This is a genomic window from Imperialibacter roseus, from assembly GCF_032999765.1.
Taxonomy (GTDB): Bacteria; Bacteroidota; Bacteroidia; order Cytophagales; family Cyclobacteriaceae; genus Imperialibacter; species Imperialibacter roseus.
Genome location: NZ_CP136051.1, coordinates 3,654,600 through 3,680,516, shown reverse-complemented (window position 1 = coordinate 3,680,516; position 25,917 = coordinate 3,654,600). Strand labels below are relative to the sequence as shown.

Below are 25,917 nucleotides of genomic sequence, written 5' to 3'. Positions count from 1 at the left end.
TTGTTGGGTATGAATATAAAAAATTGGCTTAATAATGAGCTTCCGGTCGAAAAAAAGATGGATGATGTCTCGCCTCAAACTTTGCTATTTTGTAGACAAGCTAAGGTTTTGCAGGTGCCCATAGTGCTCCCTGATGGCATCAAATATCGTTTTATTCTGTTTGTAAAATACACCGTGTTTTTCTGCTATCGGTTGAATCAGCTTTGTAAGCTCACGGTAGTGCGTGTGGCATACACGGGGAGCCAAATGATGAGCCACGTGCATGTGCAGTCCGCCATAAAACCAATTGCCAACCGTGCTGTTCAGCGAATGGTCGGAGGTGGTGGCAAACACATGATAGATGAAATGGTCGTACTCATCTCTGTCCAGGGGAAATTCGTTCAACCGCAATGGGTGTTCTACTTGAATGATGGTGGCACCAATCAAACCAATCACCAATTGCCAGGCCACAAAAGAGACAATGATCAGCCCTGCCGGCACACCTATGAAATAGATTGGCAGCAGTAGCACATAGCCGATATAGGCCAGCTTAAAAACAAAGAGCTTGACATATTCGATGCGGGGATGCTTCTTTCCTTTCAGGCCATTGAGGAAAGGGAAGAAAAAGCATTCGAAATCTTTAATGAAAATGTAATCAAGGGAGAAGAAACTGTAGACCACAAACAGGTAAAAATGCTGAAACCTGTGGATGAGTTTATGCTCATGATGTGGCGTGTACCGCAGTAGCCCACGAGCGACAAGCCCGTCATCTTCGCCTTTAATATTGATGAAATTGTGGTGCTGTTGGTTGTGAAGTTGCCGCCACATGTATGAGTTTATGCCACAGAGGTCGAAGGTGTAGCGAAGAAGTTTTCTTACCCGTTCGTTTTCAAAAATAGACAAATGATTGGCATCGTGGGCAATATTCAGTAAGATGAACAAGTGCGAGAACAGATGAAAACCATAGAGCAGCACAAACATGGAAGGCGAGGTGCTAAACGAATAAAGCAGCACTAAGCTTCCCACCCACCAAACGCCGGCGATCGCCAGCTTGGCTTTCATTTGACCATTGGCATACCTTGAAATGCCATTTTTCTCAAAATACTGGTCAATGGCTTCGTACAATTCCTTTTTAAAGGCGGTTGAAATCATGGTAGCATAAAAAGTGAAACACCGGGCGTTAAAAAATTGCCTGGCACAATATAGGCTAACAGTTAGAGTTTTTCAACTGCGGATTTAAATGGCTTGTGCACAATAATTTCCATAGGTAAAAGGTATGCCCGATATTTCAGTGACGAGAATCTTTTCAGAGGAGATGCACTGCTGTAAGCCCAAAGCGATTTTGCATACTATTCCATATCGTATTGACATACTATGGAGCTGGCAAACCCAATTAGTATGAACAAAGAAGCCCCGCCTTCCAGCCAGGGCTTCTTTTTTTAGCATGAGAAGAAACTAGGCAGCGACAGCCACTTTAGTTTCAGCCATTTTGCCGAGATAGATTCTCGATACCACTAGAAGAGCTAAAAATATCACCGGGCCAGCCACTACTGAACCCGGGTCACCACTTGCAGTGTGGGCAATAGCCGCTGAAATGAAGGTAATCCCAAAACCGGCGTAGGCCCATTCTTTCATCCTCTGAGGAAATTGTGGAACCAGCAGCACAGTTGCACCCACTAGTTTAGCCACGCCTAACTCCATGCGGAAGTAGCCTGGAAAGCCCAGATGAGTAAAACCTTCCGCCACTTCCGGGTTCATGAAATACATCAGGCCACTCATGACCATCATCACACCTACAATGCCAGTGGCAATCCAGTATATCACTTTGTCTTTTTTCATTTTGATTGTTTTAAATGTGTACTATTTGTTTTATGATACAAACTTAGATACATTTGCTATACAATTTATAGTACTATACTATTGTATAGCACTAACCTTTTGTATAGTTATGAACAAAGCCATGAAGACAGTAGACTTGATAAGTAAACCTAAGGAAGAGATTAGTCATGCGAAATGCATGGGTTTGCTGTTACCAGTGCGAGATGCGCTTGAAGTGCTTAGCGGAAAGTGGAAGCTGCAGATCATTGTGGCGCTTACGTTTGATACGAAGCGGTTCAGGGAAATAGCCAGGGAAGTGTCTGGCATTACTGACAAAATGCTGTCAAAGGAGTTAAAAGACCTGGAAGAGAACCAGTTGGTAAAGCGCACTGTAAAAGATTCTTTCCCACCCTCTGTGGAATACAATTTGACGGAGCATGGTAAGACTTTGCAAAAAGTAATTGGTGAACTGCGGGAGTGGGGAGTGATGCACAGGGAAAAGATCATGGGGGAATAGAAATAACCCTATCCCTACAAGTGGTGAAACTTGCAACTTCCATATTTCGGCAGGTGCCATCGATAACTCCTATTGCCCTACCTTGTATACCTCCGAATACTTTACAAAATGATTTTTTGAAGTAGCTTCAATCTTTTGTCAAACTGTGGTTGAGTGAGCTCTACTCCGAGTTTTAAAATGTGAGGGTCGGCTGTTTTGGGATGTCCTGAGTCGAAAGGCGGCTCCGGGGTGTATTCCAATAAAAGCTGGATGGTTTTGGCCATTTCTTCACCTCCAACAATTGCCGTGAGCACTAACCCGAAATCAATGCCGGCTGTGATGCCCCCTCCGGTTATCCTGTTTCTGTCCGTCACTACCCGTTCCTCAACCACCTCAACGCCCAGTAGTTTTAGCAGCTCAAGAGAGCGCCAGTGGGTGGTTGCTTTGTAGCCGACCAAAAGGCCGCAGGCGGCCAGTAATAGGGATCCGGTGCACACGGCTGTGATGTATTGGGCGGTTTTGGCTTGCTCCACAAGAAAGCGCTTGTAGGTTTCGTTTGTCAAAAGCGCAGTAACCCCCCTGCCACCTGGCACAAACACAATATCCACCGGCGGACAATTGTCAAATGAGTAATCGGGTTGAAGGAGCAGGCCGCCCTCACCTTTGATCGGCACCTCGTGCTCGCTCACTACGAAGACTTCGAAGCAGGCTGCCCTTACAAATACATCGTAAGGCCCGATGAAGTCGAGAAGAGTGAGATCGGGAAACAGCAGCATTCCAATTTTTAACTTTTTCATGTCGGTGTTCATAAGGACTTCGATTATTGAGGTTAGTCACGGATATTATTTCTTTTTGTTTGGAGTTCCCGCCAGGTCGTTAAGATGAACCCCTGCTGTTGCACGTAGCGCTTCAATTCAGGATCCGTCATGGAAAGTAAATCGCCTCTTCGTGTGTTTCCTGAATCGGTAATATCTGAAAATCCTTTGTCGGCGTCGGCGCAGTGAATGAGAATGACAGTTATTCCTGGCGCCACTGAGTCCAGCAGTTCTTTGTATTTTTGCGTCTTGAACTTTCGTAGGTTTTCGTCAGTGGCCTCTATGTCAGCCGGGAATTCCCAGTCGTAACTGAGCAGGTACAAATCATCGACCACCGCCAGCCCGGCGTCCCAAATCTCTTCCCCTTTTTGGCGGATGGCATTGAGTACTTCAGCAGCATCATAGCTACCTGATCTTTTGTTAGCAAGCATATTGAGTCCGGCAAGTGGCCCCTGTGCCAGGGCTTGCTGCATAAGTGTGTTATTTCCTGCGGAAAAAAGGATGGGGATGTGCTCTTCAATGCCCACCTTGATATACCTGTCGAGATAGTCTGGTGTAGCCCACAACGTACCCATGTGCGTGTCAAGATGGGTGGGTGAGAAACCCATCGTTCTTGCTTTTGCCAACTGAGCCCTTATTTCAGTTTCTATTTCATCAGCTGATGCGTGAGCAACCACGTCGGCTACATTGCTCCACAAGGCGCCTTCCCTGTCCGACAACCCCGGTGAGGCTTTTATGCCCGAGACTGAACCCCACCTGTATCCTGTCCATTCGGCTGTATGCGTTAAATGAAGGCCTGCATCTACGTTTTTATTTTGCGCCAGGTATTGCCCCATTTCCGGCACCCACGGGCATGGCATCATTACGCTCACAGATGTTGCTATTCCGTTTGTCACGGCCTGAATAGCTCCTTCATTTGATGCATGTGACATACCGGCATCATCTACATGGAACATGATCACTTTGTCGCCTTTTTTCCACCCAAGTTTTTCTGCGTAGGTTTGGGCAAAGGCATGATTGATGGCAGGATTTACAAGCATACTTAGTAAGAGTATATGGTGGTGGACTTTTAGAAAAGTGCTTTTTGACTCTGTGGACATCGCTATTTATTTTACTTTGCATCAAAGTAATGTCCGTTCTTTTTACCACACAATAAGTCAAATTTTTATGACTACTAAAGAAAACGAGGTTGGTCTCTACTGTCCCAAGGAGTTTTTACTGAAGATGCTCACCGGCAAATGGAAGCCATGCATATTTCGCTATGCCACCCAGGGCCCGGTGCGGTTTAGTCAAATAATCAAACTGTTGCCAGAAGCTACCCGGCAATCTTTGACCAATGCTTTGCGTGAGTTGGAAGAATGCAATATTCTGGAAAGAAGGGTAATAAAATTGAAGCCGTTGCATGTTGAGTACACACTTAGCGAGCTGGGGGAAGAATTCATTCCCATTTTTAAGGCTGTCGATGAGCTTAATCTTTTGCCAGTAATGCAGAGGAAGTAATCGCTGACCCATTTTTCATTTGCTAATTTTTTCTAGTTCTTCCAATGTCCAGGGAGTGTCCTTTGTTTTGGTGGATTCCCTGACCCGCTTCACTTCTTCGGGAGTGACGGCGGGGGAAGGGCTGGTCTTGACCGTAAAGCCTGCCACACTGTCTCTGGCAGATGCCGCCATGCCAGGAATATCATCAGGGTTGCGTGGAGGCCTGCCTCCAAACTCATAACGGATATAGCTGACCACAGAAGCAACCCACTCATCGCTGTTGGCTCCCATTGGAGGCATCACACTGCTGTATTCTTTCCCCTCTATCGGCCCGGTGAGGCCGTGGAGTAAAATTCTTATGATCTCTTCTTTTTTAACAAAGGCGAGCTGTTTTGAGCCTTTGAGGGGCGGTGCCGGCATGCTTCCTCCGCCTATCGCCAAACCTGCCCCGTCTTCACCGTGGCAACTGGCACACAGCGATTTGAATATACTGGCACCTTCCAGGATCAGGCTGCGGTCAGCTGCTATCATATTGCCTAATTTACTTCCAAATGCCTTCACATCTTCATTCCTGTCTAATGCCCCCTTTGTAGCGACCAGCATTTCCTTGTCAGGGTACAGATCAAGCATGTCGTCAATAGCCTGTTTTGCTTGCTCGTCTTTGCTTTGATAGAGCGATAGCAGCACCTGAACTTTTACATCATCATTTTTATCTTCTTTCATCCTGGCCACGCTGCCGATCATCGTTTTGTCATTCGCTTTTATATAAGATTCACTGATCCATATTGCCGTTCTCCTTACCTGGGGATCATCGTCCTGAAGGGCCGACTGTAAAACCTCTTTATTGAGGGCACCCAAGCCTTCCAGAGTCCACAGTGCATGAATCCTGCCCAGAGGTGAGTCAACTTTCTGTCGCCCGGTCGCCATCTTCACCAGGGCTGGGGCTACCGACCTGTCTCCACGGACGATGATCTCCTTTTGTGCGTTGTCTCGCCACCACCCGTTAGAATGATCCAGGTAGCCAAGCAGTTCCTGGGTCGTTTCGTTCAGCATTTTTGGTTGGGGCCCAGGTTCAAAATCATCATGCACTACCCGATAAATACGTCCGTGACCAACGTTTTTATCGAGACCCAGGCTATCAATTTTGTTTCTCAGGAAGGAGTTCGGCTTGGTCCAGTTTCCTTGCTGAATGATGCCTCGGTGCATGTCTACAATATACAGATTGCCATCGGGGCCAGTGGCGGTATTCACCGGACGAAAGTTCATATCAGTAGAGGAAATGAACTCCTGATGGTCATAGATATTTTTAAGCCTCGTTTTGCCCTCGTCATTTACGAGCTTAGCACGACGGATGGTTCTCGCCACGGGCTCACAAACTACATAGTCTCCCACAAAGTCTTCAGGCAATCGATCACCCCGAAAAATACTTTGTCCGCAGGGTGCCGTAAAATGGTTCAGCGTATTGTTGGGACGTAACCGCTTGCTTCCTCCCTGCACGTCAGGCGTGGCAATAATAGGCCACACTTCAGAAAAAGCGGCATTGAATTGATCAGGAAAATCGAGACTGCCATAACTGGGGTTGATTTGAAAACCCAAAGCAGGGATTTCTCCACCGGCACGACTATAAAAAATGCGGCCGTAGTTATCGTGAGTTACTCCCCACTGGCCATTGGAGCCACTCGCCATGGTGTCTACCTGCATGAGCCCGTTGGTGTAGCGAAAGCGAACCGGATCATAGGTCACATACATCCAGTTATCCAGGTTCCAGTCCAGCCCGCTTCTTTGATGCTCCATATTGGCATCATTTACTTTATAAGCATCGTTTTTGTAAACCTGTTTTTTCACATCAGCAATCCCGTCTCCATCTGTATCCTTATAGCTGTAAATATTGATGGTATTGGTTTCGTTCACCAGCAGTTCATCGCCAACACATTGTATCATACGAGGAAGTAGCAGGCTGTCAATAAAGGTGGTTCGCTTGTCCATCTTCCCATCATTATTAGTGTCTTCTAACAATGATATTCTGCTGGCGGGCTGCTGCTCACCACTGGCGTCGGCGTCCTGCATGTATGTCATCATTTCTGCTACATACATCCTTGCGTTGCCATCCCATGCAATGGCCACCGGCTCTTTGATCATCGGCTCACTTGCTACCAATTCTATGTGATGACCATCTGGTAAATAGATAGTTTTAAGGCTTTCTTGCGGCGACAAATACTCGGGCGAAGGAGCAGGATTAAAAGCTGGAACACTGTGAAATGGATGGCTGTCCTGTTCTGCCACCTTCTCTGGTGTGCAGGCTAGCTGGACAACAGACATGGAAATGAGCAACAAAAAATAAGCGATGTCTTTTGGGTGAACTTGCATGCTTTGCGTTGGGTGTTTGTTAATTTTTGATGGGAATGAAATAAAGGGAACTGCTTTTGTCCTTGCCTTTTCGTACCAATGTTAAGCTTATAGCCCTTCAAGGCTCGGAACAAAGGAATAATTTAGACATTATTAGGGATATCTCAAGAAGAAGTGACCTCATGACTGCGCAATTTACTGCTTAGGGGAGGGGTTTAGAGGATGGCATGTCTTCCGCCGCTTCGTCATGTGAGAGGCTCTGGACAGTGCAAATGCTCAGGGCCGATGGTTGGCGTGAAGAAGGAAAACCAGTGCTCTTTTGGTCTTCCTTCCCCAACTTCCTCATCCCTTATCGTTGCAATTAAACATCCAGTTGATACCATACCTGTCGGTGCAGCTACCATAGTATGCGCCCCAAAACATGTCCTGCAGTTCCATGGTTACTTCTCCACCGGCCGACAAAGCGTCGTACAGCCGTTTGGTTTCCGCTCTGGTGTTCGGCTCCAGATTAATATGCATGTTGTTACCTGGCTTCACCTTCATGCCCATCGACTCCGGTGCATCGGTGGCCATCAGGATATGGCCGCCCAGTATCTCCAGTTCGATATGTAAAATCAGCTTTTTGTCGGCCTCAGTCATTGGGGGAGTGCCTTCCATCGGAGGTATCTCGCCGAAACGTTGGATACCCCCTTTGAATTCGGTGCCGAATACAGATCTGTAAAAAAGGAATGCCTCTTCGGTATTTCCTGCAAAATTGAGATAAGTACTTACTCTTGACATATTTGTGTTTTTTAGTTGAGTCATCAAATTGATCCTCGTTTCGAGGTATGCCGCCATCCGATCCATGTTTTGTCGTGCCCCCTCGAACGCCCCGTGTTTATCAATCACGTAATCCAGGTCAGCTTTGGACTGGAATATGCTGCGCATGGTCAGGAGTGTTTTGCCTTCCTTTTCCTCGAAAGTCACGGTGACGTGAAAGTTGCCGGGTGCATCATCGCTCCCGTTGCCGTGTACATACACCAGCTTTTCAGGAACGACTACCTCTTTGAAAACAATAAGATTGGGGTAGTCCGTCCCGTCTGGGCCGTGCATGGTGAGCCGAAACTTGCCACCGGGTTTGACTTCCATTTCATGAACAGTGTTGGTGAAGCCCGTAGGCCCCCACCATTGGGTGATGTGCTCGGGTTCTGTCCAAACCTTGAAAACCAGCTCACGGGGAGCGTCTATCAGCCTGCTGGCGATTATTTCCCGATCCGTTCTTTCTACATGTGTGCTGTTCATGTGATATTGTTTAGATGTGAAGATGTCGTTTGATGGGTTGCCTGGGATGCACGTGTCAATCAGCCTCGTTATTAAATTCCCGCTCTTCGGAGTCGCCGCTATTGTTTATCCACTATATAATTCAGTTCTGTGACCCCGGAAGTAAATTGCCTGGTAGTCAGTAATTTTAACGTTGTTTTATCTTTGATCCCCTCAAACAGGGGAATGCCCTGGCCTAGAATAATGGGGTTCACAAAGAGCCAGTAGCCGTCAATTAAGTTCAGTTGCATAAGGGAATGTGTGGCTGTCGGGCTACCAAAAAGCAGGATATCTTCGCCAACACCCTGGCGGGATTGCTTTATTTCATTTATACTCTCCGAAAGGTCGTCGCTGATAATTGTTGTGTTGGTCAAATCCGCACCTTTCATTGTTTTTGACAGAACAACTTTGTGAACCTGGCTATACCACTTAGCATGTTCAATATCGTGTTTGGTTGCCGTTGGCTTGTCTGCTGCGGTGGGCCAGTAGCTTTCCATCATCTCATAAGTTGCCCTACCGTACAATGCAGTGTCACCTTTGCTTATCCGTTTACCGACGTGGTCAAAAATTTCCTGATCAATTTTAATCCAGTTCATTTCCCCGTTCGGCCCAGCTACAAAACCGTCAAGCGATACGTGCATAAATGAAATTATTTTTCTCATATGGTTTTACTTTTAATTATTCTTACTTACTGGTAGTAAAGTGCAACTATACTTTTGAGTTGAAATGGCTGGACAGCAAGGCCTCCAGCCGATCAAAATTTTCCTCGTTGGAAGGTTCAATTACTTCCCGGGATCTTTCACATTCTTCTGCAGATTTGAAAACCATTCGGAAAGTGATCAGGGTGCCTTCGCTCTGACTATCAAAAGTGGTAATCACCTGGAAGGCGTGCACAGGCTCCACATGGTCAAACACAAGCCGTTTGTTGGGCACGATTTCCACAAAGACACACATATTGTCAAAATTTGCCCCCTGTGGGCTGTGCATAGTGAATCGCCACGTGCCGCCAGGGATTAAGTCGAAGGCGTGGAAGGTGTTCGTAAACCCTTTTGGCCCCCACCATTGTGCCAGCAGGTCAGGATTACTCCATGCCTGGTACACCTCAGCCTGAGAGTAGTTCACCGTTCTGGAGGAAGTAATTTCACGATCTTTGCTCATCGCCTTTGTCTTTTGCCTATAATTCTTTGATATATTTTTCCATCGCATCCAGCCTTTCTTCCCATTCCTTTTTGTAGCGGCTCACCCAATCCGATACTTCATGCAGCGGTTTTAGCTGCGCTTTGCAATAGCGCTCCCGTCCTTGCTGCTCCATCATCACCAGACCACATTCTTCCAGTATTTTCATGTGCTTCGAAATAGCCGGTCTGCTCATTGCAAAGTTCTCAGCCACGGCATTCACGTTCATCCGCTTATGGGCAATCAGGTTAATGATCTCCCTGCGGGTGGGATCGGCAATGGCCTGGAATACGTCTCGTCTCATCATGCTCCTCTTTTAGTAACCGTTCAGTTACAAATATAAATAGTAACCGATCAGTTACGCAATAAGATCTACGAATTTTTTTATGTGCTTCGCTGGTTTTGAAATAGGCAAGCTCCGGGATGCTTACAGCACCACAGAAACGTGTTTTTATCGCTATGCTGTTGGGGTTGATATTTCAAGTGAACAGGATTTATGACAAAATCCTATTGGATTTTGGGTTACCTTTTATAAGTTTGCCGTATTGATTTAGTACAAAATTTTATTCAATTAATTATAAATTAATCTCGCCAGCTATGAGAGCATTAAAAAGTAGAACCATTTTCTTATTCAGTCTTTTATCGATTTTTATGATCACATCACTGGGGGCATGTACAGCCAGTCGCCCCAGTAGTGCCTGGCAGGACGTAGGCCATGCCCGTGACCTCGGTAAAAAGAAAGGTACCCATTCAAAACGAATGCAGAGAAGGCCGGCAAATCACCGGTAAGAAAACGGAGGAGTGTTGTTATCCGAAATCGAGGATATAACACTTCTCTTCTCAGATTTGCCTGTTATTTGTTTTGCTCAAAGCTTTCTTTCAGCACCTCTTTCAATAGATTAATCGCCATGGCGATGGACTGTAATGAGGCAGTTTCTTCAGACGTATGGTAGCCTGTGGTGGGAATCTGAATTGTGGCCCCGCTGATGAGTCCGTCGGTGCCTTCAATGATGCGGCCCAGCTCGGTTCGTCCAAGCGACAGCGGCTTTTTACCATCAACCAACCTCTGCTCATTGTGGTGCTCAATGAAAATGTCTTTATACACTGTTTTTATGCCCAGCTTTTCGCTGGCTGCTGCTATTTCAGCGACCATTTTTTCGTCGAAGTCCGCAGTGGCGTCCTTGTGCCGGAGGATGATTTCGCTGTCAGAGGCTTCTTTTTCGTCTTCTCCGAAGGGGCTGGTGTCGAGCACAATGAGCTTTTTAGTGGCTTGTTCCACTCTGTAAAACCAATCGGCCAGGTAACGCCAGCTGCGGCCTGCTTCTTCCTGGGCTGTGAAAAAGGCCGTGCCCTGGTAGCCTTGTGAAAATAGGTATACGACCACAGCCACCATCAGTACATTGTCGAGTTGTGCAGAGACTCTGCCTTCGTGGATGGAGATGCGATCGGAGTAGGCTATTGGTACGCCGGGGGTTACATGCTCCAACCCGTTGATTTCGATGATCAGGTTTTTTCGCTTCTCACTAATATAGGAGTGGCGGGTAGTGCCCTGCCCGAGGTAGGTGCCCGACCATGGCTCGTAGGCATGCACTTGTTGACCTTCAAAACGGTCGGCAATTTTTTCCAGCGTTTGCTCCGACACAGAGTTGCCATTGAGCTCACTTCGGTTCTGGGTGACAAAGGCTGCATACTGAAACTCATTGGGGCCGGTGCAGATCAGGCCATGTCGGTCGACATGCGCAGAGAGGTAGTTGCTTGTCGGCTTGCTGCCCTCTGCCACCAGCAAACCCTGATAAAGGCTGATTTTAATCCCCATTTCTTCCAGTTCCCTGCGGATCAAGCGAAAGAAGGGTTCTTCATAGCCTACTACCGAGGGTTGGCGAACCAACAACTTGAGGTAGTCGAGAAATGTGGTGAGAGAGGTGGTTGATGGCTCCACGGTATTTTAGTTGAGAATAAGTGAGAACTGGCAACGAAACTAAGGAAAAGCCTGGGAAACTGGAAGGGCATCATATTCGTCAAAGTCGTTACTGGTTGGTAAGTGAGGCATTTGGTGCGTCGATTCCCTTTTTCGGGTTCTCTGAAGTTGTAGAACGGGCCTTTTTTTGAGTCTTGTTACCTCGAAGTTAAAGGCCATCTCATCTTGCTAAAAGCACTGTCAGTTGGGATCGTCAGCGAATCTATTTACGCCGACGGCATCATAGACTTTTATTCATAAAAGTTATTATGAGCTGTTTATTTAGTGTATTAGTTCGGCTATTGAGAAGAATAGTTTATAAAACACAGATAATCAATGATATATGTGCATTTTATTAATGTAACCAATGTAGCAATATAGCCTTGTGTTGAACTGTTCATAACGTGGCTGACCCTAAATTCAGATGTAACTTTTCAGGCTAATTTCAATTAAAAATGAAATTTTTCAATTATTTGGAGCCGATCTTTACTCTCAATTTCAGCAACTCCCCTTCTTCTTTTCAGGCTTTGATAATTTCATCTTCGATGAGTAATAATGTGGCTCATATAACTTTCAGGGCGGTTATTGCTGCATTTCGTTCAGCATTAAGATCTCTTTATCAGGGAGGGATTATCCGGTATTTTGTTGCATATAGTGGATAAAATAGTGTTTGTATGTCATGTGTAATGACTTACGCAAAATCGACCTTTTGTAAGGCGTTACAATCTGTAGTTTTATTTGACAGTAAAATTATAACCAAGAGCACAATAACTTAAAATTTATCACCATGAGAGCATATAAGAGCAGATCCAAGAGCAGAGTAGTTTTTTTACTCAGTATTTTAGCGATTTTTGTTATTAGTTCACTTTCTTCCTGTATGGCTCACAGGGGGAGTGGTTCATGGGATGACATAGGGCATGCCCGGTCGTTTAGCCACAAAAAGGCTCATCATAGCCATCACAGCTCAAGCAAGCCGGACACTAAAAATAATAAGAGTTAATATAAGACATTTAGTATGCCGCCCATGTGCACAACATGGGCTTTTTTTTGCTCCATTTGCCAGGTGTCTGCCCACATATCGGTCATCCACCGACTATCTGCAGCCATTCTTTAATGATCCGTACCAGTTCAGCCTTCTTTGACGAAGCTTCTTCAGCATTTTTGATGTATACAATTCTCCGATCTTTCCAGTCGCCTTCGAGGATGTCGGACGTGATGGTGACAATGGCCGGATGATGAAAAATAAGCCTGATAGTTTTTTTGTCGTGCAGGTTAAAAGTGACGAAATCTTCTTTGTGGTAGTAGCTGGGCGCATTCCACTTAATTCGCTCGGAAAGAGGGCCAGCATTCTTGATAATTGTGCGAAGGGTTTCCACTTCAGCTTTCAATGGATGGTCCAGCGCCTCCATGTAGGCAGCTACCTGTTCAGCTTCAGAAAGTTTGGCCACGGTTTATTGAGGGTTTGTTTCAAAGCCAATCATCCACTGAATACCAAACTTGTCTGTCACCATACCGAAATAGCTTCCCCAGAAGGTGGTGGCCATTGGCATGGATACTTTGCCTCCGGCTGACAACGCAGCAAATAGTTTATCGGCCTCAGTGTTGCTTTCTGTGTCGAGATAGATGTGGAAATTATTGCCGGACATTTCGCCGAAATTCTCCGGTATATCGCAGCCCATCAGACGGCTTGTTTTGCTTATCGGCAGTGCAATATGCATCAGCCTTTTGCTTTGTTCGGCTCCTTTTGGGGCTTCGGAGGGCATATCGCTGTATTTCATTTGGCTGGTAAAGTCGCCCCCAAAAACGCTTCTGTAAAATTCGAAGGCATCAGCACAGTTGCCGTTAAAGTTGAGGTAGGTGTCTGCTGATTTCATAAAGTGGTAGTTTTAGTACAGAGGGTGTTGTAATGATTGGTTGACAGATTTCTTATGCCTTTTGAAGGCTGGGGTTCACCTCAACTGGTTGTAACTTATCGTTCAAAATCTCAGCGAAGCAGCCCTGACTTATTATCAGATGAATAACGGCGCAGGTGTTTAGCTGACTGGTGTGACTCACCACTCTGAGAATGCGGTCGCAGTCGTCAAGGTCAAAATTTGCACTACAGTCAGGGAACGCACGGTGGATCGCTTCCAGCAGCCTGAAGGCCTGAACGTGATTATCGACAGTGGTTTTGAACACTTCTACCATCTACATTTCTTCAAGAATAGACAAAATATTACCGGCCGGATCCTTGAACCAGGCGATGGCAGGGCCACGATCATTTCTGCAAATACCTTTTTTGTCAGTCTTGATAGGGGCATCATACTGCTCAAAGGCAATTCCTTTGCCTGTCAGCCAGTCAACTGTAGCCTCTACGTCCTTCACCGGAAAGTTGAGCACGGTGAAGGTGGCAGGTTCATGGTTGGGTTTTGGGTAAATAATTACTTTGCTGCCACCATTAAATTCAAGCTGGAGCAAACCCATTGATAGCTCTTCTACTTGCAGCCCAAGCTTTTCTGAGTAAAAGTCCTTTGCCTTCGAAAGGTCGCTTACCGAAAAACCAGTGAATGCTTTTGTATCTTTTAACATATCATAGTGGGTTAGAAATACGCCAAATGACTTTTCTATTAATAAGTTAGCAAACTCTCGCCCGGATTACAGTTGTGGCTGCTTTTTATATTAGCCAGGTAAGTCGTCTTTCATTCTCAGCATGCACACTAATTCATCGTCGTCTTTGTACCATTCTACAGCCCAATGCTCGGGGTCAAGCCCTTCTACTTTCATTAACTCACTAAAAAGGCCAGGCAGAGAACTCAGCTTCGAATGCCAGTCGGTGACTGTTATAGCAGCGTAGTTGCCTTTCCGAACGATATGCTCCTGATAACCGAGCTGCCTTCCCTCACCAGGTAGCTTCTCAAACGCCGTGGCCAGATAGATCACGCTATTTCCCTCCATCTTGAAAAGTCCATAAAAAGGCCGGCTAAATCCACCCTCCACTCTGTCCACAATGGCATCGAATGCATCGCCAACGCCGTTGGGAAAGGCGTGCACCTGATGTCCAAAAACCTTTATATCATGGGGGATGCGAATAATCTCCATGGCGTTTTTTGCTTTACTTCACGACAAATGTAGCAAAGGTGCCATACAGGCTCAGGGTGTAAAAGCGGCATTGTGAAGGGTGAAATGCGCCACACGAAAGGGCAATTTAGCCTACGTATTGTGCTTATTAGCTAACTGCTTTCATCATCTCTTTCTGCACGATCTTCACATCTTCTTCGGTTGTTCGCCAGTTCACCAGAGCAGCCCTGATTCCTTTTCGGCCATTGAAAAAAGTAGGCGTCATGAACACCTTGCCGCTGTCATTGATCCTGTCAAGGAAAGTTTGCACAGCAATTGAGTCACTGTTTTTTAGAGTGAAACAAACTGTGTTGAGCCTCACTGGCGCCAGGAGCTCAAAATAATCACTTTGACTAATGAATTCTCCTAGCTGCATGGCCTGGGAGATGTTGCGTTCCACTATTTCACGATAGCCTTCTTTGCCGTAGGCCTTTAGCGTAAACCATGCTGGCAGTGCTTTGAATCGCCTGGAATTTTCTGGCAGAAAGTTGAGGAAGCTGAAGTTTTCCAACGGGTCGCCAAGGTAGGGTGCATTGGAGTTTTGGTAAGTTTCTACCTGAAGCAGCTTGTGTTTTTCTTTCACAAAAAAGAAGGCACTTTCGTAAGGTACGTTTAACCATTTGTGGCCATCAACAGTGATGCTGTCGGCTTTTCCCCAACCTGCAAGCAGATGAGCGTAAGCAGGTGAAATGGCCGCAAAGCCGCCAAAAGCGGCATCGACATGCCACCAGAAGTTGTACTTTTCTTTAAGTCCGGCGATGGCCTGAGCGTCATCGTAGTCGACCGTATTGACTGTGCCGCCGCTGGAGATCAGGATAAATGGCTCACCATTAAGCAATTGGATTTTCTCTTCCAGTGCTGCTATGTCAATTGCTTCTCTCGTAGGATCAATCGTCTTCACGATTTGGATATTGCTGCTTCCAAGGCCAAGCATCGACAGCGCTTTGATGGAGGAAGAGTGGGGTACTGCTGACAAAATGGGGAAGATAGAAGGAACGCCTTTTTTGGCAATATCTACTCCTTTTTGCTTGCCGACCCACTGGCGTGCCACGCCCAGGCAGGTGAAATTCGACATGGTGGCGCCGGTAACAAATCCCCCAAGGAAATCGTCAGGAAGGCTGAAGAGCTCTTTCAGCATGTCGATGGTTTCGAATTCGATGATGCCGGAGAGGTCGCCATGGCCTTTGACGGTTTGGGTATTTTGATCGAAAATGGTAGCCAGCATGTCGCCCATAATCGCAGCGGGCGTGGTGCCACCTGTTACAAAGCCCCAGTAACGTGGGCCAGCAGAGGCAACCATGAGGTCTTTGAAGCGTTTCCTGAACTCGCTTAGAGCGTCACTCCCGCCGGCTCCGTCGGTTGGCAGGGGAGCAAAGTCGGTAGTTGCTTTGGCTGCTGATGTGGGAGCGGCGTTGATGTTTTGAAGATATGAGAGTCCTTCTTCCAGGGCCTGTGTGAGCAATTGTCTGGTATTGTTCAGGTCGTACTGTAGCTGTTTGTTCATGGATCTGTGTCGGTTTAAAAAATGGACTTAACCGGGATTAAAAATGTAGTGAAACGACAATCTTTCCCATCAGGTTGCTGCCTGAGAAGGATTTTTCGTCATCAAACAGAAAAAAGCAAGCGGTTTCAGGCCGAAGCACAGACGACAGTATGTTGCTCATGACCGGGTAATACCCTTTTGAACTGTTGGCCCAACCAAAAAAATCTACGACTATCTGTCGTAAGACAGCACCTGAGTGGTTTTCTGAATCGTCTTAATGATGATATACCACGCCACGCTGGCAGCGAAGCCATACATCCAGTATACATTTCCCATTGAAAGCGCCTTGTTGGCCACCGATGCTCCGATCACTTCGAAGGCGAAGACAACGAGGAACATATTTAAAATGCCGGCCTTTTCCTGCCGGATTATTTTCCTCCAGCTAAAGGTGTATTTGGGTTTGATCCACTTGCTAAAGGCAGGGATGAAGGCAGGTGTTTTTGCAGCCCAGTCGACGTATTCTTTCCCGTATTTATCGATCAAAAACATCTCCTCTGCGTACATGATTCTTTCATAATACACCCAGTACATAAAGACGAAAGCGACAATGAACCAGGGCTCCTGCGTGAAGCCTGCAATGCCCAGCCACATGAAAAAATTACCTACATACAATGGGTGGCGTACTGTGGCGTACAGTCCAGTGGAATTCACGGAGTCTGCTACTTGCCCCACAGTGGTATTGCGACCAGAAGTATTGTCGGCAGAGTAGCCAATAGCCACCATGCGAATCACCAAACCCAATACACACACCAGAAAACAGCCTAGCTTGAACAGGTCATCTTGTTGTGAATCGGTAATGGTGCCATTCAATACATTTTGCACATACACATAAATACCGACCACGATGATGACCAGCGGCAGGTAACTTCTGTGTTTGAACAGGAAGTCACCCTGGGTTCTAAGCTCTTCTTTTAATGCCATTGTGTTGTTTTCGCCATTTGGAGCCACGAAGGTACGGAAATGTAATTATTTTGCGGTCTTAGTTTGGTGAATGTATCGGAGACCACATCTATTTGCCCCGCTCCTTTAAAAACTTATCCTCACACTTTCTTTCCCATCGGAGCTCCCGAAACTTACTGCTTTCAGTCTTGGTCTTTTTGCCGACTCATTTTTTGGAACGACAATGATATCCCCAGACGCAGTGAAGAACCTTTCTGCACTACCAAACAGCTCGTCCTTCTTTCTCCCAGCCGATTGCAGTCCAATCCCTTTCAGAAAATAGGAAACTCTTTCGCTGCCCTCTATGAAGGTGGCTGTGATACGGTCTGACTCATTTTTATGAGTAGTGATTTCCCCCGGATCGTCCATGGTTCCGTGGTAGGCAATAAAAAAGAAATGTGCTAACTCGGGCTCCTGCGGAAAGGTGATGTAGTCCCAACTTCTCCCTTTTGAGGTTTCAAAAGCTATTTTCAAGCCAGAGAGCATCTGTTCCATCTCCTCAGTTCGAACCCCGGATACAGCCAGGTATACGCCGCCTTCTCTCTCTTGTAAAAGTGTCTGGTAGTCCCTCGCCATGCGGTCGGTGGGCTCGCCTCTGACTGACATCAGTTCTAAAAATGTCTTATTCCCAAACTTTACATGTGCGTTGATAAGCCCGTTGGCGTGCAATCGGCCCTGCTTGACAGTGAATCCAAGCTGAGTATATCGGCTGGTTGCCTGATCGAGGTCGGCAACAACATTGACCACATGGTCGATTCGGATTTTCTGGGAATCAGCTTCCCAGTGGCAAGTAAACAGAACTACCAATGCAATCAGTGCTCCTTTTATAATTCTCATGCCATTAAAACTTTACTATGATGCCTGCATTACACTACGCTATTGTTTGCCGCTGGACGCCTTGCTGTTGCCTTCAGCTTTGGCGGGAGCCGCCCAAAAGCCTTCTGAAACAGTACGACTTTTGGCCGTGTTTTCTCCGTACAACATCGCATTGAACAGTGTGCGGTAAGTGCCCATGGGTTGTCCACGCCATTGGGGTTGGAAGCCGAACAGGATGACATGGCCTTGCCCATGCTGAACGTCGAGTGCCGCTGCGTAGCCATTCAGGTATTTGGTGCCAAGCAGAAAACCCGAGCGAAGGGGAGAGCCTTTGTCCTGGTATTTGGCAAGTGCCTCTCCTTTGAAACCCTCCAAAGTGGTAAAAACTGGGCTTCGATTCACAAATACACTGGCATGATCAGGCATGCCAGCCATCACAGGGTGAGAAGTATTTGTCGTCACTTCCATGATGGAGCCTCCGGTAAAGAAATCTTTCCGGTTCACTCCCTTTACCACATTTTTCACAGGCAGGTAAAGCGATTCAATAGCGAAATCGCTGCTTTGATTCATGCAGACGAGCGTGCCACCTGCCTTGACAAAGTCATCGAGGTTGCGGATACCTGTTTCACCCAGCCCACCCTCGTAGCGGGGAGGCACTTGTCCTTTTTTGTAACCATTTTCGATGGTGCCATTTCTTTCAGAAGCCATCACTATCACATCGAACCGATCTTTTAAGTTACTGGCCGCAAAATCTGAATTTTGGATAACAGTATAAGGCAGTCCGAAATTATCAAGCAGCCAACGAGTCCATCCCATGTCCATGCTGGCTGTCCATGGCTCGTAAATGGCGATGCGGGGCTGAATTCTTATGCCTGACGAATTGCCAGTTCTGACGATGTTCACGGCAAAGTCATCCACCCATCTTTTGGCGAGTGTTTCCGAGGCTCCTTTTATGGCATATTTTTGATTGGCGTACTCCACAGTGAGTCCCTGTTTCCAGGCTTCTCCGAGTACCCGAAAGGTGTTGTTTTCCTTTGGGTCAAGCAACAGCGTGGTGCCGCTTCCTTTCACTGAGCCGGGGAGAGGACGAATGCCAGCAGCCACCTCGTTGGTATTGAAACCGGCGCCGGGAGCGAAATCGATTTTGCTATTGTCGTCGCTGGAGGTTGTTTTCCAGTCGACTTTGGTGCCTTTTACTTCAACGAGGCTTGCCCTGACCTCTTCAGAAAGAGGGCTGGCAGCCGCAGTTATATTTAACTCAAACTGGAGGGGCAGCGACCAGCCAGCGGCGTCATAGGGCTGCTCCAGCGGGCCATCGGGGAATTCCCGCAGGTCGGGGTACGCCTGCACATCGAGAACCTGGCGGGCCAGTTCAGCAAACTCCTGATCCATAGGGATGACCCAGGTGCCTTTGGGATAAGCTTGCCCGTCAAAAGTAATGGCCTTGTCTAGTTGCGAGATTTTGATGCCGTTGAAGGCCAGGCGCTTCAGTAGCTCTACCGGACGGGCGGGGTCACGCTGCTGCTGAGGAATGAAATAAGCGTAGGGAGGCTCGTTGCGGTACTTTTCAATCGTGTTTTGCGCCGACTGATACTTATTGAAAAGAACTGTTTCGCTGTATTTGGAAGCGTAATCCAATACCGCTATCGAGGCTGTTTGCATGTACTGGATGGCGTCGCTTATGCGCCACCAGCCGCCCGGCCACGGACTGGAGTAAAGCGATTCGATGCGAAGATCACTTCTGTCTTTGGGGAAGTCGTTGATGGTATAGAAATAGGGAGTGGCGTATCGGTAAAGGGCTGTTTCCGTCCAGAAGGAAGGAATGTTTTGCAGCACCGGCATGTAGTCGATATAGCCGGGGTACCAGGCATCAAAGCCCTGGCCCATGTGCACAGCTCCTTTCAGACCTTCAGTTTCCAGCTCTTGTGCCATGGCCATGCCAATCATATTGACTTCACGGGCAACCAGAGGCGGCGTATGCGAAGCAATAGGCTCTGCAAATGGGGGCAGCCAGATGCGGGTAGGGAAGGGCGACGACTGGTGATGTACATGGATGATGTTGGGCTCCCATTCTCGCCATGTGCGGCCCACGACTCTCGACTCAATCATATTGACCATGTAGGCATCCCTGTTATTGTCGTGCCCCACATACTTTTGGTAAAGCCAGGGTACGGGGGCGACTTCGTAAGGCGTGCCCACGTTCTCTTCGTACCAATTGGCAATAATATCCTGACCGTCGGGGTTGAGCGAAGGCCAGAGCAAAATGATGACATCGTCGAGAATTCTGGCAATTCTCTCGTCTGACTCCGCCGTGCTAATGAGCTGGTGGGCGAGTGAAATAGTGTGCTGTGCGCCGGCTACCTCCGAAGCATGCAAGCCACCGTCGATATGGACGATAGGTTTACCTTCTTTGGCCAGTTGTTTGGCTTCCTCCCTCGTTATGCCATCAGGGTGGGCCAGGCGCTGGGCTATGGCTTTGTACTTGTCGATGTTTTTGATGTTTTCGGGCGATGAAATCAAAGCAAAGTACCATGGGCGTCCTTCGGAGGTTTCACCCACATGCACCATTTGGATCCCATCACTGGAGGCATCCAGCTTGTTGAAATAGGCCAATGATTGTTCGTACGTAGCCAGATGGAAGTCAGCACCCACTTTAAAACCCAGTGTTTCTTCCGGAGCCGGGATTTGCGCCAGCAGCAATGATGAGAAAGATATTTGGAAAGCAACAGCCAGAAGAGCCGCCTTCTTCGCTATCTGATGGAGTACAGTATTGGTCATGGTTGGTAGTATTAGCCTGAAACGACCGAATATAAGGAAATGAATGAATCTAGATGAGGAGTTTTATACAGGTGAATGCTTTGCCTTGCGAGGCAATGCTGATGAAGGGTCGGATTCACTTGAATCTATGCCAGCCCACCGTAATTCTTTCAAACTTTTTGCAGAACTTGGTGCATGGGCCTTAGTGTTTTCGAATGGCTTCAAAAGCCTTTGTATCAGTTGTTGTTTTTTGTACCACTCACCCTTATCGTTCTGGTACTTGTGAGGCCGCTAAAAGCAGACAATGCGTGGATGATCGCCGGTATTGTGTATGGATGCTTCATTGTAGTCAACACCGTATTGGTTGGCTTTGCGGATAAGCCATGGTACTACTTTTTGATATCCTTGGGCTTGAGTGTTGTTTATCTTATAGCGATGGGTGTATTAATACCCGGACTTATCAAAATCATGAAAATGGAAGGATCAGGAGAAAGTGCTATGATCTTCCTCCTGATCATTTACCATCCACTGGCGCTTATGATAGTTATGTTTCTGAAGTGGGCTTATTTTAAGGTCTTTTGAAAAGCAAGGTAATCTGCCTAGGGCTTTTGATATAGCCTCTTTTCGTAATTACTCAAAAAACGGCATTCCCGGCGTCGCATACTTCTTCATTCCTTCTTCATTGATCTCTACGCCAATACCCGGTTTGTTCGAAACTGTGATAAAACCTTTCTCCACCATTTCTCCATCAAAGGTGACAATTTCTTTATACATCGGGTCTTTGTGGAAATAGATCTGCCACTCAAGGATCATGAAATTAGGCACTGACGCACATACATGAGCAGATGCCATGGCACCCAGATAAGAAGCCACCATGTGCGGAGCAAAAGGCACATAGTAAAGATTGGCCAGGTTGGCAATGCGCTGCGCTTCTCCCAGCCCGCCAGCTTTTTGCAGGTCGGGCATAATGATGTCAACGGCGCCTATTTCAAGCATGCGCCGGAACCCGTAGGCCAGGTAAACGTTTTCACCTGCGCAGATGGGCGTGCTGGTGGAGTCCGTAATGGCCTTGTAGGCTTCCACATTTTCGGCGGCAATGGGTTCTTCCAGCCACATCATGTGAATAGGCTCCAGCATTTTAGCTACTTGCTGGCCAGTCACAGCATCGTAGCGCCCGTGCATATCGGCACAGATGTCGATATTGGGGCCGACGGCTTCTCTGGTTGCCGCCATTTGGTCGTACATTCTCTGCAGTTCTGCAGGGCTGGCTGTCCAGTTATAGCGATCGTATTTGTTGGGGTCGTTGGCCTGGTCGAGGTCAAATTTGACGGCAGTGAAGCCCATATCTACGGCCTCTTTGGCACTGGCAGCAAAATCTTCCGGTGTTGGGAGCCTCGACTGGTACAAAGCGGTGTCCATATACACCCGCACGCTGTCACGGAACTTGCCGCCCAGCAGCTGGTAAACTGGCACACCAAGGGCCTTGCCAGCCAGGTCCCACAGCGCCGTTTCCACCGCTGAAAGCACGGCCACAAACATGCCGGACTGCGCTCCTTCAAAGAATCCTGATTTACGGATGTCCTCAAATAGCCTATGGACATTCAACGGACTTTTGCCTTTGATGCGTTGTCCCATCATTTTTACCAGGTGGTAAGTGCCAGGCACAGCGTCAACGCCTTCGCCACAGCCCCAGATGTCCTGGTTGGTGTATATTTTTACAAATAAGCTGTGGCCATTTCGGATATAACCACATTTGATCTCTGTGATCTTCAGGTCGGAGGGCATGCCGTGTTTCGGTGCTTTGTGGATGGCCTCTTCGTAGCCCTGACCATAAGTGGATATGGCTGTTAGGCCCAGGGCACTGGTGCCGAGGGCGGATTTTGTAAGGAAGGATCGGCGTGAATGGGTGTTTGACATAGTTGGTGTGGTTTTTTGTAGTGTTTGCCCTCAAGCCGGGCGGGCTCTTAGTTTTCCTATAGATGAAAAGTAAGCAAAAATCATAGAAAAACTAACGCTCTGGGCCTTGACGCTCATCCGCTCGGCAATTTTTCGCCCAACTCTCCCTTATTGACAAGTCTCGCATCGATAATTCTGTTGCCGTCTAACCTTGCAGACTTTCAAGGGAGGTTAATCTACCAGGTTCTGGTTTTCAATAATTCCTGAATTTGCTCTCTTGGAACAGGCAGTTCGTCTATATGCTCGTTGAGCCATTGGGAGAAGTCCTTTTCAATTTCATCGGACCAGCGGTTGTCGATTTGCCCGGCTGTGTACTTTTGCTCCCGCAGCCGCTGGTGACCGAACATGTCCCTCAGCCTTACTATTTCACTCACCTTCACTACTCTTTCCGCCAGATGAGGAGGGATAAATAACACGCCGCCATCACGGCCAAGCACCACGTCACCCGGCATCACAGTGGCCATGCCAATGCGGGTGGGTTGGTTGATGCCAACCAAAGTAGTGTTAAGTGCCCCGTCCGGGTTGTTTAAATGGTGAGAGGGGTGATAGGTACGGAAAAAGGAGGTGAACCCGCCAATTTCCTTCAGACCATTGATGTCCCGGATGGCCCCGTCGTACACGATGCCGTTGCCTGACTTGGTGAAGATAGAATTGCCGAGGTTGTCGCCAATTGTAGGGCCGTCCACATGCGCACCAAACTGATCGACCACATACACATCGCCTTTGACCAGCATATCGACAGGCCAGGAGTTTTGCGACTTGATCCGGCCATCCTTTTCATGTCCTTTTTTGTCGAGTACTCTGTGGATGTCAGGGCGGCCGGGCATAAACGTGGCGGTTAAGGCCCTGCCCACCAGCACGCTGTCGGGATTGATAGTCACCCAGCCGTCGGCATACTGGTATTTGTAGTTTTCATTTCGCAGCACTGCCCAGGCTTCTTCCAGTGTGACCAGTTTCATCCGTTTCAGAAGTGCATCAGGTACTTTGGGGCGCCCGTCGTCAAAGCGCTCACCTTTCCATTCGGGCGTAAGAAAGATCAGGTCTGCCTTGGATATCTGCTGAGCAGAGGCCGTTATCGTTGCAAGAAGGCACAAGCATAGCCATAGCTGTCGTTTGAAAGTTGTGTTCATTTTTAAGTAGGTAGAGTGTCCATTAATGATAATAAAAAATTTGAACACAACCTACGAGGAATTGATAGCTGGTCAGCAGGTGATAGATGAAATGAAAGAAGCTCTTAGCAAGCTGGTCAATAATCCTTCCATGCTTCCGCCTACAATTACTTTAGTGCCCTGCCTTAAGACTTCCGACTTTCTGTTGAGGATGGCGAAGACTCCTACTACGTTTGTTGTGAAAGCTCCATATGAATAATCGGATAGGGCTTTCCGGTGCCATCAAGTCTTGAGCGTCCGACAGCTTTGAAACCAAAGTACTCGTAGAAACTTTGGGCTTTGGGATTCTGTTCGTTCACATCCACCTTGGTCGCATCCAATTTGTCAATCGAATACCTGATTAGCCTTCGTCCAATGCCACGGTTCATGTAATGTGGGTGGACAAACATCATTTCTATTTTTCCTTTGGCGACCCCCAGAAAGCCTACGATTTTATTGTCTTCGTTGCGGGCGCAAAAAAGTTTGACCTGGTCAAGGTAGCTATTTAGTATCAGGGGTTTGAAAAACTGGATATCTTCCTCGGTTAAAAATGTATGGCTAACCCTTACGGAAGCCTCCCACAGCGCAACGATGTTGGCGTATTCACTTTTATGGACGATGTCGATGTAGTATGGCATATCCTTGTGTTAAGGCTGTTTTATAAAATTTACTTGTACCCATTCCCCTTCGTATGAATCATTTTTCTGAGTTTCCCCGGCCGTGCTCCTGCCATTTTCAATGTACTTTGCAAGCAAAGCCTTTAACTCAGCCACCTTTCCTGGCTGCTCTGCTTCAAGGTTATGCTTTTCTCCCGGGTCATTGGCCAAGTTATAGAGTTGTATGGCCGGAAGTCCGGCCACAGTCACCGAATCTTGCGGCTTTGGATCACTCCATCCACCAGAGTCCGGGCATAAAATAAGTTTCCATGGGCCCCGACGAATAGCAAAGCTGCCATTCACAGAGTGATGAACAGTGGCTTCCCTCAATGGTTCTGATGAAATGGTCTGTTTGAAAATTGGCAGCAGGCTGTAGCTGTCTTCTCCTTCATTTGGCGCCAGCTTGTGTCCTACAATGTCGGCGCAGGTAGCCATCAGGTCTGTCAGACAGATGGTTTGGCTGGAAACGCTGCCCGGCTGAATAACACCCGGCCATTTAGCGATAAATGGAATGCGATGGCCCCCTTCAAAGATATCGGCTTTGTAGCCACGAAATGGCCCGCTTGGGTAATGCCCTTTCGATTCGAGCAGCTCGGCGTTGGCGTAGGGGGCAAAACCATTGTCGCTGGTGAAGATCACCAGCGTATTTTCCTCAATACCCGCTGTTTTTATGGTTTCCAGCAACTTACCGACATAGTCGTCGATCATCATCACAAAGTCGCCGTACGGGTTCAAACCACTTTTTTCCTGCCATTCCTTTGTGGACAAAATGGGCGTGTGTGGTGATGGTAAAGCCAGGTATAAGAAAAACGGTTGGTCGGAAAGCGCACGGTCTGCAATCAATTCCATGGCTTTTTTGAAATAATTAGGCGTGACCTCTTCATGGATGAAGTCGGAGCCGGTAGGGCCTTCCCTCCACCATGAGTACTCTCCCGTATTTACCGTTGTGGTGTCCGGAACTGCTGTTACCATGCCGTTTTCTACATACACATAGGGCGACATGTCAAGCGAGGCGGGGTGCCCAAATGAAAAGTCAAAACCACGTTCTTTGGGGGAGTTTTTTACCGGCTTGGCGTAATCGATATTTGCAAAATCAACCGACCATTCATTTGTGTCGGCTTCATCGATTTTGAGCCCCCAGTTCCATCCCAGGTGCCACTTGCCAATAAAAGCGGTATAGTAGCCATTTTTTTGCAGCATAGCGCCTACCGTGCTTCTGTCTTTAGATATCAGGGGTTTTGAGTTGCCAACCAGCACCCCCTGCTTCATTTTTGTTCGCCAGCTATACCTGCCAGTGAGGATGCCGTATCTGGTGGGTGTGCAAACGCCAGACCCCGAGTGGGCGTCGGTGAACATCATACCCTCAGCAGCCAGCTTATCAATATGGGGTGTGGGAATTTTGCTTTGCTCATTAAATGCCATCACGTCCCCATACCCCATGTCATCTGCCAGTATATAGATGATATTAGGCTTTTTTGACTCCTTGACCGGCTCTTCACAACCAGCCAGGGTCAGGAGCAATGCCAGTGTGAAGAGACTTATGCTGAGGGGCTTGTTCATTAGGCTTGGTAAATAGTTTGGTGCATTAATATAGTCGAATTCAATCAAATTCTAGTCATCAGTGTTTCCCAGGCATGGGTT

27 protein-coding genes are annotated in these 25,917 nt (G+C 47.5%); 4 read left to right on the top strand and 23 right to left on the bottom strand.

Features of this window, described 5'->3' with window-relative positions; all coding sequences use genetic code 11:
- Positions 1 to 84: 84 nt before the first annotated feature.
- The gene (locus RT717_RS15385) at positions 85 to 1,131 is read right to left on the bottom strand and encodes a fatty acid desaturase family protein (RefSeq protein WP_317487273.1); all 1,047 of its coding nucleotides are present in this window, start codon (positions 1,129 to 1,131) and stop codon (positions 85 to 87) included.
- A 303-nt stretch (positions 1,132 to 1,434) separates the two neighbouring features.
- Positions 1,435 to 1,818 carry a DoxX family protein gene (locus RT717_RS15380; RefSeq protein WP_317487272.1) on the bottom strand — a complete coding sequence of 128 codons (384 nt, stop codon included), beginning with the start codon at positions 1,816 to 1,818 and terminating at the stop codon, positions 1,435 to 1,437.
- A 121-nt stretch (positions 1,819 to 1,939) separates the two neighbouring features.
- On the opposite strand from RT717_RS15380, the gene RT717_RS15375 reads away from it, so the two are divergent.
- On the top strand, positions 1,940 to 2,314 hold the full coding sequence (locus tag RT717_RS15375) for a winged helix-turn-helix transcriptional regulator (RefSeq protein WP_317487271.1): 375 nt from the start codon (positions 1,940 to 1,942) through the stop codon (positions 2,312 to 2,314).
- 101 nt (positions 2,315 to 2,415) lie between these two features.
- On the opposite strand, the gene RT717_RS15370 is transcribed toward RT717_RS15375, so the two are convergent.
- On the bottom strand, positions 2,416 to 3,090 hold the full coding sequence (locus RT717_RS15370; RefSeq protein ID WP_317487270.1) for a DJ-1/PfpI family protein: 675 nt from the start codon (positions 3,088 to 3,090) through the stop codon (positions 2,416 to 2,418).
- Positions 3,091 to 3,122: 32 nt separating this feature from the next.
- Complete coding sequence (locus tag RT717_RS15365) at positions 3,123 to 4,148, bottom strand: polysaccharide deacetylase family protein (protein WP_317487269.1); 1,026 nt, start codon at positions 4,146 to 4,148, stop codon at positions 3,123 to 3,125.
- A gap of 127 nt (positions 4,149 to 4,275) precedes the next feature.
- Here RT717_RS15365 and RT717_RS15360 point away from each other — a divergent pair, with 127 nt between their 5' ends.
- Entirely contained in the window at positions 4,276 to 4,608 is a 333-nt protein-coding gene (locus RT717_RS15360) for a winged helix-turn-helix transcriptional regulator (RefSeq protein WP_317487268.1), read from the top strand.
- A 15-nt stretch (positions 4,609 to 4,623) separates the two neighbouring features.
- On the opposite strand, the gene RT717_RS15355 is transcribed toward RT717_RS15360, so the two are convergent.
- From RT717_RS15355 to RT717_RS15285, 15 genes are all read right to left on the bottom strand, one after another.
- The gene (locus RT717_RS15355; RefSeq protein ID WP_317487267.1) at positions 4,624 to 6,954 is read right to left on the bottom strand and encodes a DUF7133 domain-containing protein; all 2,331 of its coding nucleotides are present in this window, start codon (positions 6,952 to 6,954) and stop codon (positions 4,624 to 4,626) included.
- Positions 6,955 to 7,275: 321 nt separating this feature from the next.
- The gene (locus RT717_RS15350) at positions 7,276 to 8,214 is read right to left on the bottom strand and encodes an SRPBCC domain-containing protein (protein ID WP_317487266.1); all 939 of its coding nucleotides are present in this window, start codon (positions 8,212 to 8,214) and stop codon (positions 7,276 to 7,278) included.
- A gap of 98 nt (positions 8,215 to 8,312) precedes the next feature.
- Complete coding sequence (locus tag RT717_RS15345; RefSeq protein ID WP_317487265.1) at positions 8,313 to 8,894, bottom strand: dihydrofolate reductase family protein; 582 nt, start codon at positions 8,892 to 8,894, stop codon at positions 8,313 to 8,315.
- A 46-nt stretch (positions 8,895 to 8,940) separates the two neighbouring features.
- On the bottom strand, positions 8,941 to 9,390 hold the full coding sequence (locus RT717_RS15340) for an SRPBCC family protein (protein WP_317487264.1): 450 nt from the start codon (positions 9,388 to 9,390) through the stop codon (positions 8,941 to 8,943).
- Positions 9,391 to 9,406: 16 nt separating this feature from the next.
- Positions 9,407 to 9,715, bottom strand: a complete 309-nt coding sequence (locus tag RT717_RS15335) for an ArsR/SmtB family transcription factor (protein ID WP_317487263.1) — start codon at positions 9,713 to 9,715, stop codon at positions 9,407 to 9,409.
- 546 nt (positions 9,716 to 10,261) lie between these two features.
- The gene (locus RT717_RS15330) at positions 10,262 to 11,347 is read right to left on the bottom strand and encodes a hypothetical protein (RefSeq protein ID WP_317487262.1); all 1,086 of its coding nucleotides are present in this window, start codon (positions 11,345 to 11,347) and stop codon (positions 10,262 to 10,264) included.
- Between the two features lie 1,100 nt (positions 11,348 to 12,447).
- Entirely contained in the window at positions 12,448 to 12,813 is a 366-nt protein-coding gene (locus RT717_RS15325) for a DUF1801 domain-containing protein (RefSeq protein ID WP_317487261.1), read from the bottom strand.
- A gap of 3 nt (positions 12,814 to 12,816) precedes the next feature.
- Positions 12,817 to 13,239 (bottom strand): VOC family protein, encoded by a 423-nt coding sequence (locus RT717_RS15320; protein ID WP_317487260.1) that lies wholly within the window; start codon positions 13,237 to 13,239, stop codon positions 12,817 to 12,819.
- 52 nt (positions 13,240 to 13,291) lie between these two features.
- Entirely contained in the window at positions 13,292 to 13,552 is a 261-nt protein-coding gene (locus tag RT717_RS15315) for a hypothetical protein (protein WP_317487259.1), read from the bottom strand.
- Positions 13,553 to 13,933: a VOC family protein gene (locus RT717_RS15310; RefSeq protein WP_317487258.1), complete on the bottom strand. Its 381-nt coding sequence runs from the start codon at positions 13,931 to 13,933 to the stop codon at positions 13,553 to 13,555. It lies immediately after the preceding gene.
- 90 nt (positions 13,934 to 14,023) lie between these two features.
- A complete protein-coding gene (locus tag RT717_RS15305) occupies positions 14,024 to 14,443 on the bottom strand; it encodes a hypothetical protein (protein WP_317487257.1) in 420 nt (139 codons plus the stop codon).
- Between the two features lie 127 nt (positions 14,444 to 14,570).
- Positions 14,571 to 15,965, bottom strand: a complete 1,395-nt coding sequence (locus RT717_RS15300) for a pyridoxal phosphate-dependent decarboxylase family protein (protein WP_317487256.1) — start codon at positions 15,963 to 15,965, stop codon at positions 14,571 to 14,573.
- Positions 15,966 to 16,175: 210 nt separating this feature from the next.
- Positions 16,176 to 16,925, bottom strand: a complete 750-nt coding sequence (locus RT717_RS15295) for a methyltransferase family protein (RefSeq protein WP_317487255.1) — start codon at positions 16,923 to 16,925, stop codon at positions 16,176 to 16,178.
- A gap of 105 nt (positions 16,926 to 17,030) precedes the next feature.
- Positions 17,031 to 17,780: a VOC family protein gene (locus RT717_RS15290; protein WP_317487254.1), complete on the bottom strand. Its 750-nt coding sequence runs from the start codon at positions 17,778 to 17,780 to the stop codon at positions 17,031 to 17,033.
- Positions 17,781 to 17,819: 39 nt separating this feature from the next.
- Entirely contained in the window at positions 17,820 to 20,537 is a 2,718-nt protein-coding gene (locus RT717_RS15285; protein ID WP_317487253.1) for a M14 family metallopeptidase, read from the bottom strand.
- Between the two features lie 174 nt (positions 20,538 to 20,711).
- Between RT717_RS15285 and RT717_RS15280 the strand changes: the two genes are divergently transcribed.
- Positions 20,712 to 21,098 (top strand): hypothetical protein, encoded by a 387-nt coding sequence (locus RT717_RS15280; protein ID WP_317487252.1) that lies wholly within the window; start codon positions 20,712 to 20,714, stop codon positions 21,096 to 21,098.
- Positions 21,099 to 21,146: 48 nt separating this feature from the next.
- On the opposite strand, the gene RT717_RS15275 is transcribed toward RT717_RS15280, so the two are convergent.
- Complete coding sequence (locus tag RT717_RS15275; RefSeq protein ID WP_317487251.1) at positions 21,147 to 22,433, bottom strand: mandelate racemase/muconate lactonizing enzyme family protein; 1,287 nt, start codon at positions 22,431 to 22,433, stop codon at positions 21,147 to 21,149.
- A gap of 215 nt (positions 22,434 to 22,648) precedes the next feature.
- A complete protein-coding gene (locus tag RT717_RS15270; protein WP_317487250.1) occupies positions 22,649 to 23,602 on the bottom strand; it encodes an RraA family protein in 954 nt (317 codons plus the stop codon).
- 40 nt (positions 23,603 to 23,642) lie between these two features.
- On the opposite strand from RT717_RS15270, the gene RT717_RS15265 reads away from it, so the two are divergent.
- Positions 23,643 to 23,840, top strand: coding sequence for a hypothetical protein (locus tag RT717_RS15265; protein ID WP_317487249.1), 198 nt, complete (start codon positions 23,643 to 23,645; stop codon positions 23,838 to 23,840).
- Here the strand turns inward: RT717_RS15265 and RT717_RS15260 are convergent.
- The gene (locus RT717_RS15260; RefSeq protein ID WP_317487248.1) at positions 23,809 to 24,258 is read right to left on the bottom strand and encodes a GNAT family N-acetyltransferase; all 450 of its coding nucleotides are present in this window, start codon (positions 24,256 to 24,258) and stop codon (positions 23,809 to 23,811) included. The genes RT717_RS15265 and RT717_RS15260 overlap by 32 nt on opposite strands.
- Positions 24,259 to 24,267: 9 nt before the next feature.
- A complete protein-coding gene (locus tag RT717_RS15255) occupies positions 24,268 to 25,836 on the bottom strand; it encodes a sulfatase family protein (protein WP_317487247.1) in 1,569 nt (522 codons plus the stop codon).
- Positions 25,837 to 25,917: the final 81 nt, after the last annotated feature.

Bases quoted from the DNA above. Each gene is read 5' to 3' on its own strand.
- RT717_RS15385 (WP_317487273.1), bottom strand. From the start codon at position 1,131: ATGATTTCAACCGCCTTTAAAAAGGAATTGTACGAAGCCATTGACCAG.
- RT717_RS15380 (WP_317487272.1), bottom strand. From the start codon at position 1,818: ATGAAAAAAGACAAAGTGATATACTGGATTGCCACTGGCATTGTAGGT.
- RT717_RS15375 (WP_317487271.1), top strand. From the start codon at position 1,940: ATGAAGACAGTAGACTTGATAAGTAAACCTAAGGAAGAGATTAGTCAT.
- RT717_RS15370 (WP_317487270.1), bottom strand. From the start codon at position 3,090: ATGAAAAAGTTAAAAATTGGAATGCTGCTGTTTCCCGATCTCACTCTT.
- RT717_RS15365 (WP_317487269.1), bottom strand. From the start codon at position 4,148: ATGCTTGTAAATCCTGCCATCAATCATGCCTTTGCCCAAACCTACGCA.
- RT717_RS15360 (WP_317487268.1), top strand. From the start codon at position 4,276: ATGACTACTAAAGAAAACGAGGTTGGTCTCTACTGTCCCAAGGAGTTT.
- RT717_RS15355 (WP_317487267.1), bottom strand. From the start codon at position 6,954: ATGCAAGTTCACCCAAAAGACATCGCTTATTTTTTGTTGCTCATTTCC.
- RT717_RS15350 (WP_317487266.1), bottom strand. From the start codon at position 8,214: ATGAACAGCACACATGTAGAAAGAACGGATCGGGAAATAATCGCCAGC.
- RT717_RS15345 (WP_317487265.1), bottom strand. From the start codon at position 8,894: ATGAGAAAAATAATTTCATTTATGCACGTATCGCTTGACGGTTTTGTA.
- RT717_RS15340 (WP_317487264.1), bottom strand. From the start codon at position 9,390: ATGAGCAAAGATCGTGAAATTACTTCCTCCAGAACGGTGAACTACTCT.
- RT717_RS15335 (WP_317487263.1), bottom strand. From the start codon at position 9,715: ATGATGAGACGAGACGTATTCCAGGCCATTGCCGATCCCACCCGCAGG.
- RT717_RS15320 (WP_317487260.1), bottom strand. From the start codon at position 13,239: ATGAAATCAGCAGACACCTACCTCAACTTTAACGGCAACTGTGCTGAT.
- RT717_RS15315 (WP_317487259.1), bottom strand. From the start codon at position 13,552: ATGGTAGAAGTGTTCAAAACCACTGTCGATAATCACGTTCAGGCCTTC.
- RT717_RS15310 (WP_317487258.1), bottom strand. From the start codon at position 13,933: ATGTTAAAAGATACAAAAGCATTCACTGGTTTTTCGGTAAGCGACCTT.
- RT717_RS15305 (WP_317487257.1), bottom strand. From the start codon at position 14,443: ATGGAGATTATTCGCATCCCCCATGATATAAAGGTTTTTGGACATCAG.
- RT717_RS15300 (WP_317487256.1), bottom strand. From the start codon at position 15,965: ATGAACAAACAGCTACAGTACGACCTGAACAATACCAGACAATTGCTC.
- RT717_RS15295 (WP_317487255.1), bottom strand. From the start codon at position 16,925: ATGGCATTAAAAGAAGAGCTTAGAACCCAGGGTGACTTCCTGTTCAAA.
- RT717_RS15290 (WP_317487254.1), bottom strand. From the start codon at position 17,780: ATGAGAATTATAAAAGGAGCACTGATTGCATTGGTAGTTCTGTTTACT.
- RT717_RS15285 (WP_317487253.1), bottom strand. From the start codon at position 20,537: ATGACCAATACTGTACTCCATCAGATAGCGAAGAAGGCGGCTCTTCTG.
- RT717_RS15280 (WP_317487252.1), top strand. From the start codon at position 20,712: ATGGGCCTTAGTGTTTTCGAATGGCTTCAAAAGCCTTTGTATCAGTTG.
- RT717_RS15275 (WP_317487251.1), bottom strand. From the start codon at position 22,433: ATGTCAAACACCCATTCACGCCGATCCTTCCTTACAAAATCCGCCCTC.
- RT717_RS15270 (WP_317487250.1), bottom strand. From the start codon at position 23,602: ATGAACACAACTTTCAAACGACAGCTATGGCTATGCTTGTGCCTTCTT.
- RT717_RS15260 (WP_317487248.1), bottom strand. From the start codon at position 24,258: ATGCCATACTACATCGACATCGTCCATAAAAGTGAATACGCCAACATC.
- RT717_RS15255 (WP_317487247.1), bottom strand. From the start codon at position 25,836: ATGAACAAGCCCCTCAGCATAAGTCTCTTCACACTGGCATTGCTCCTG.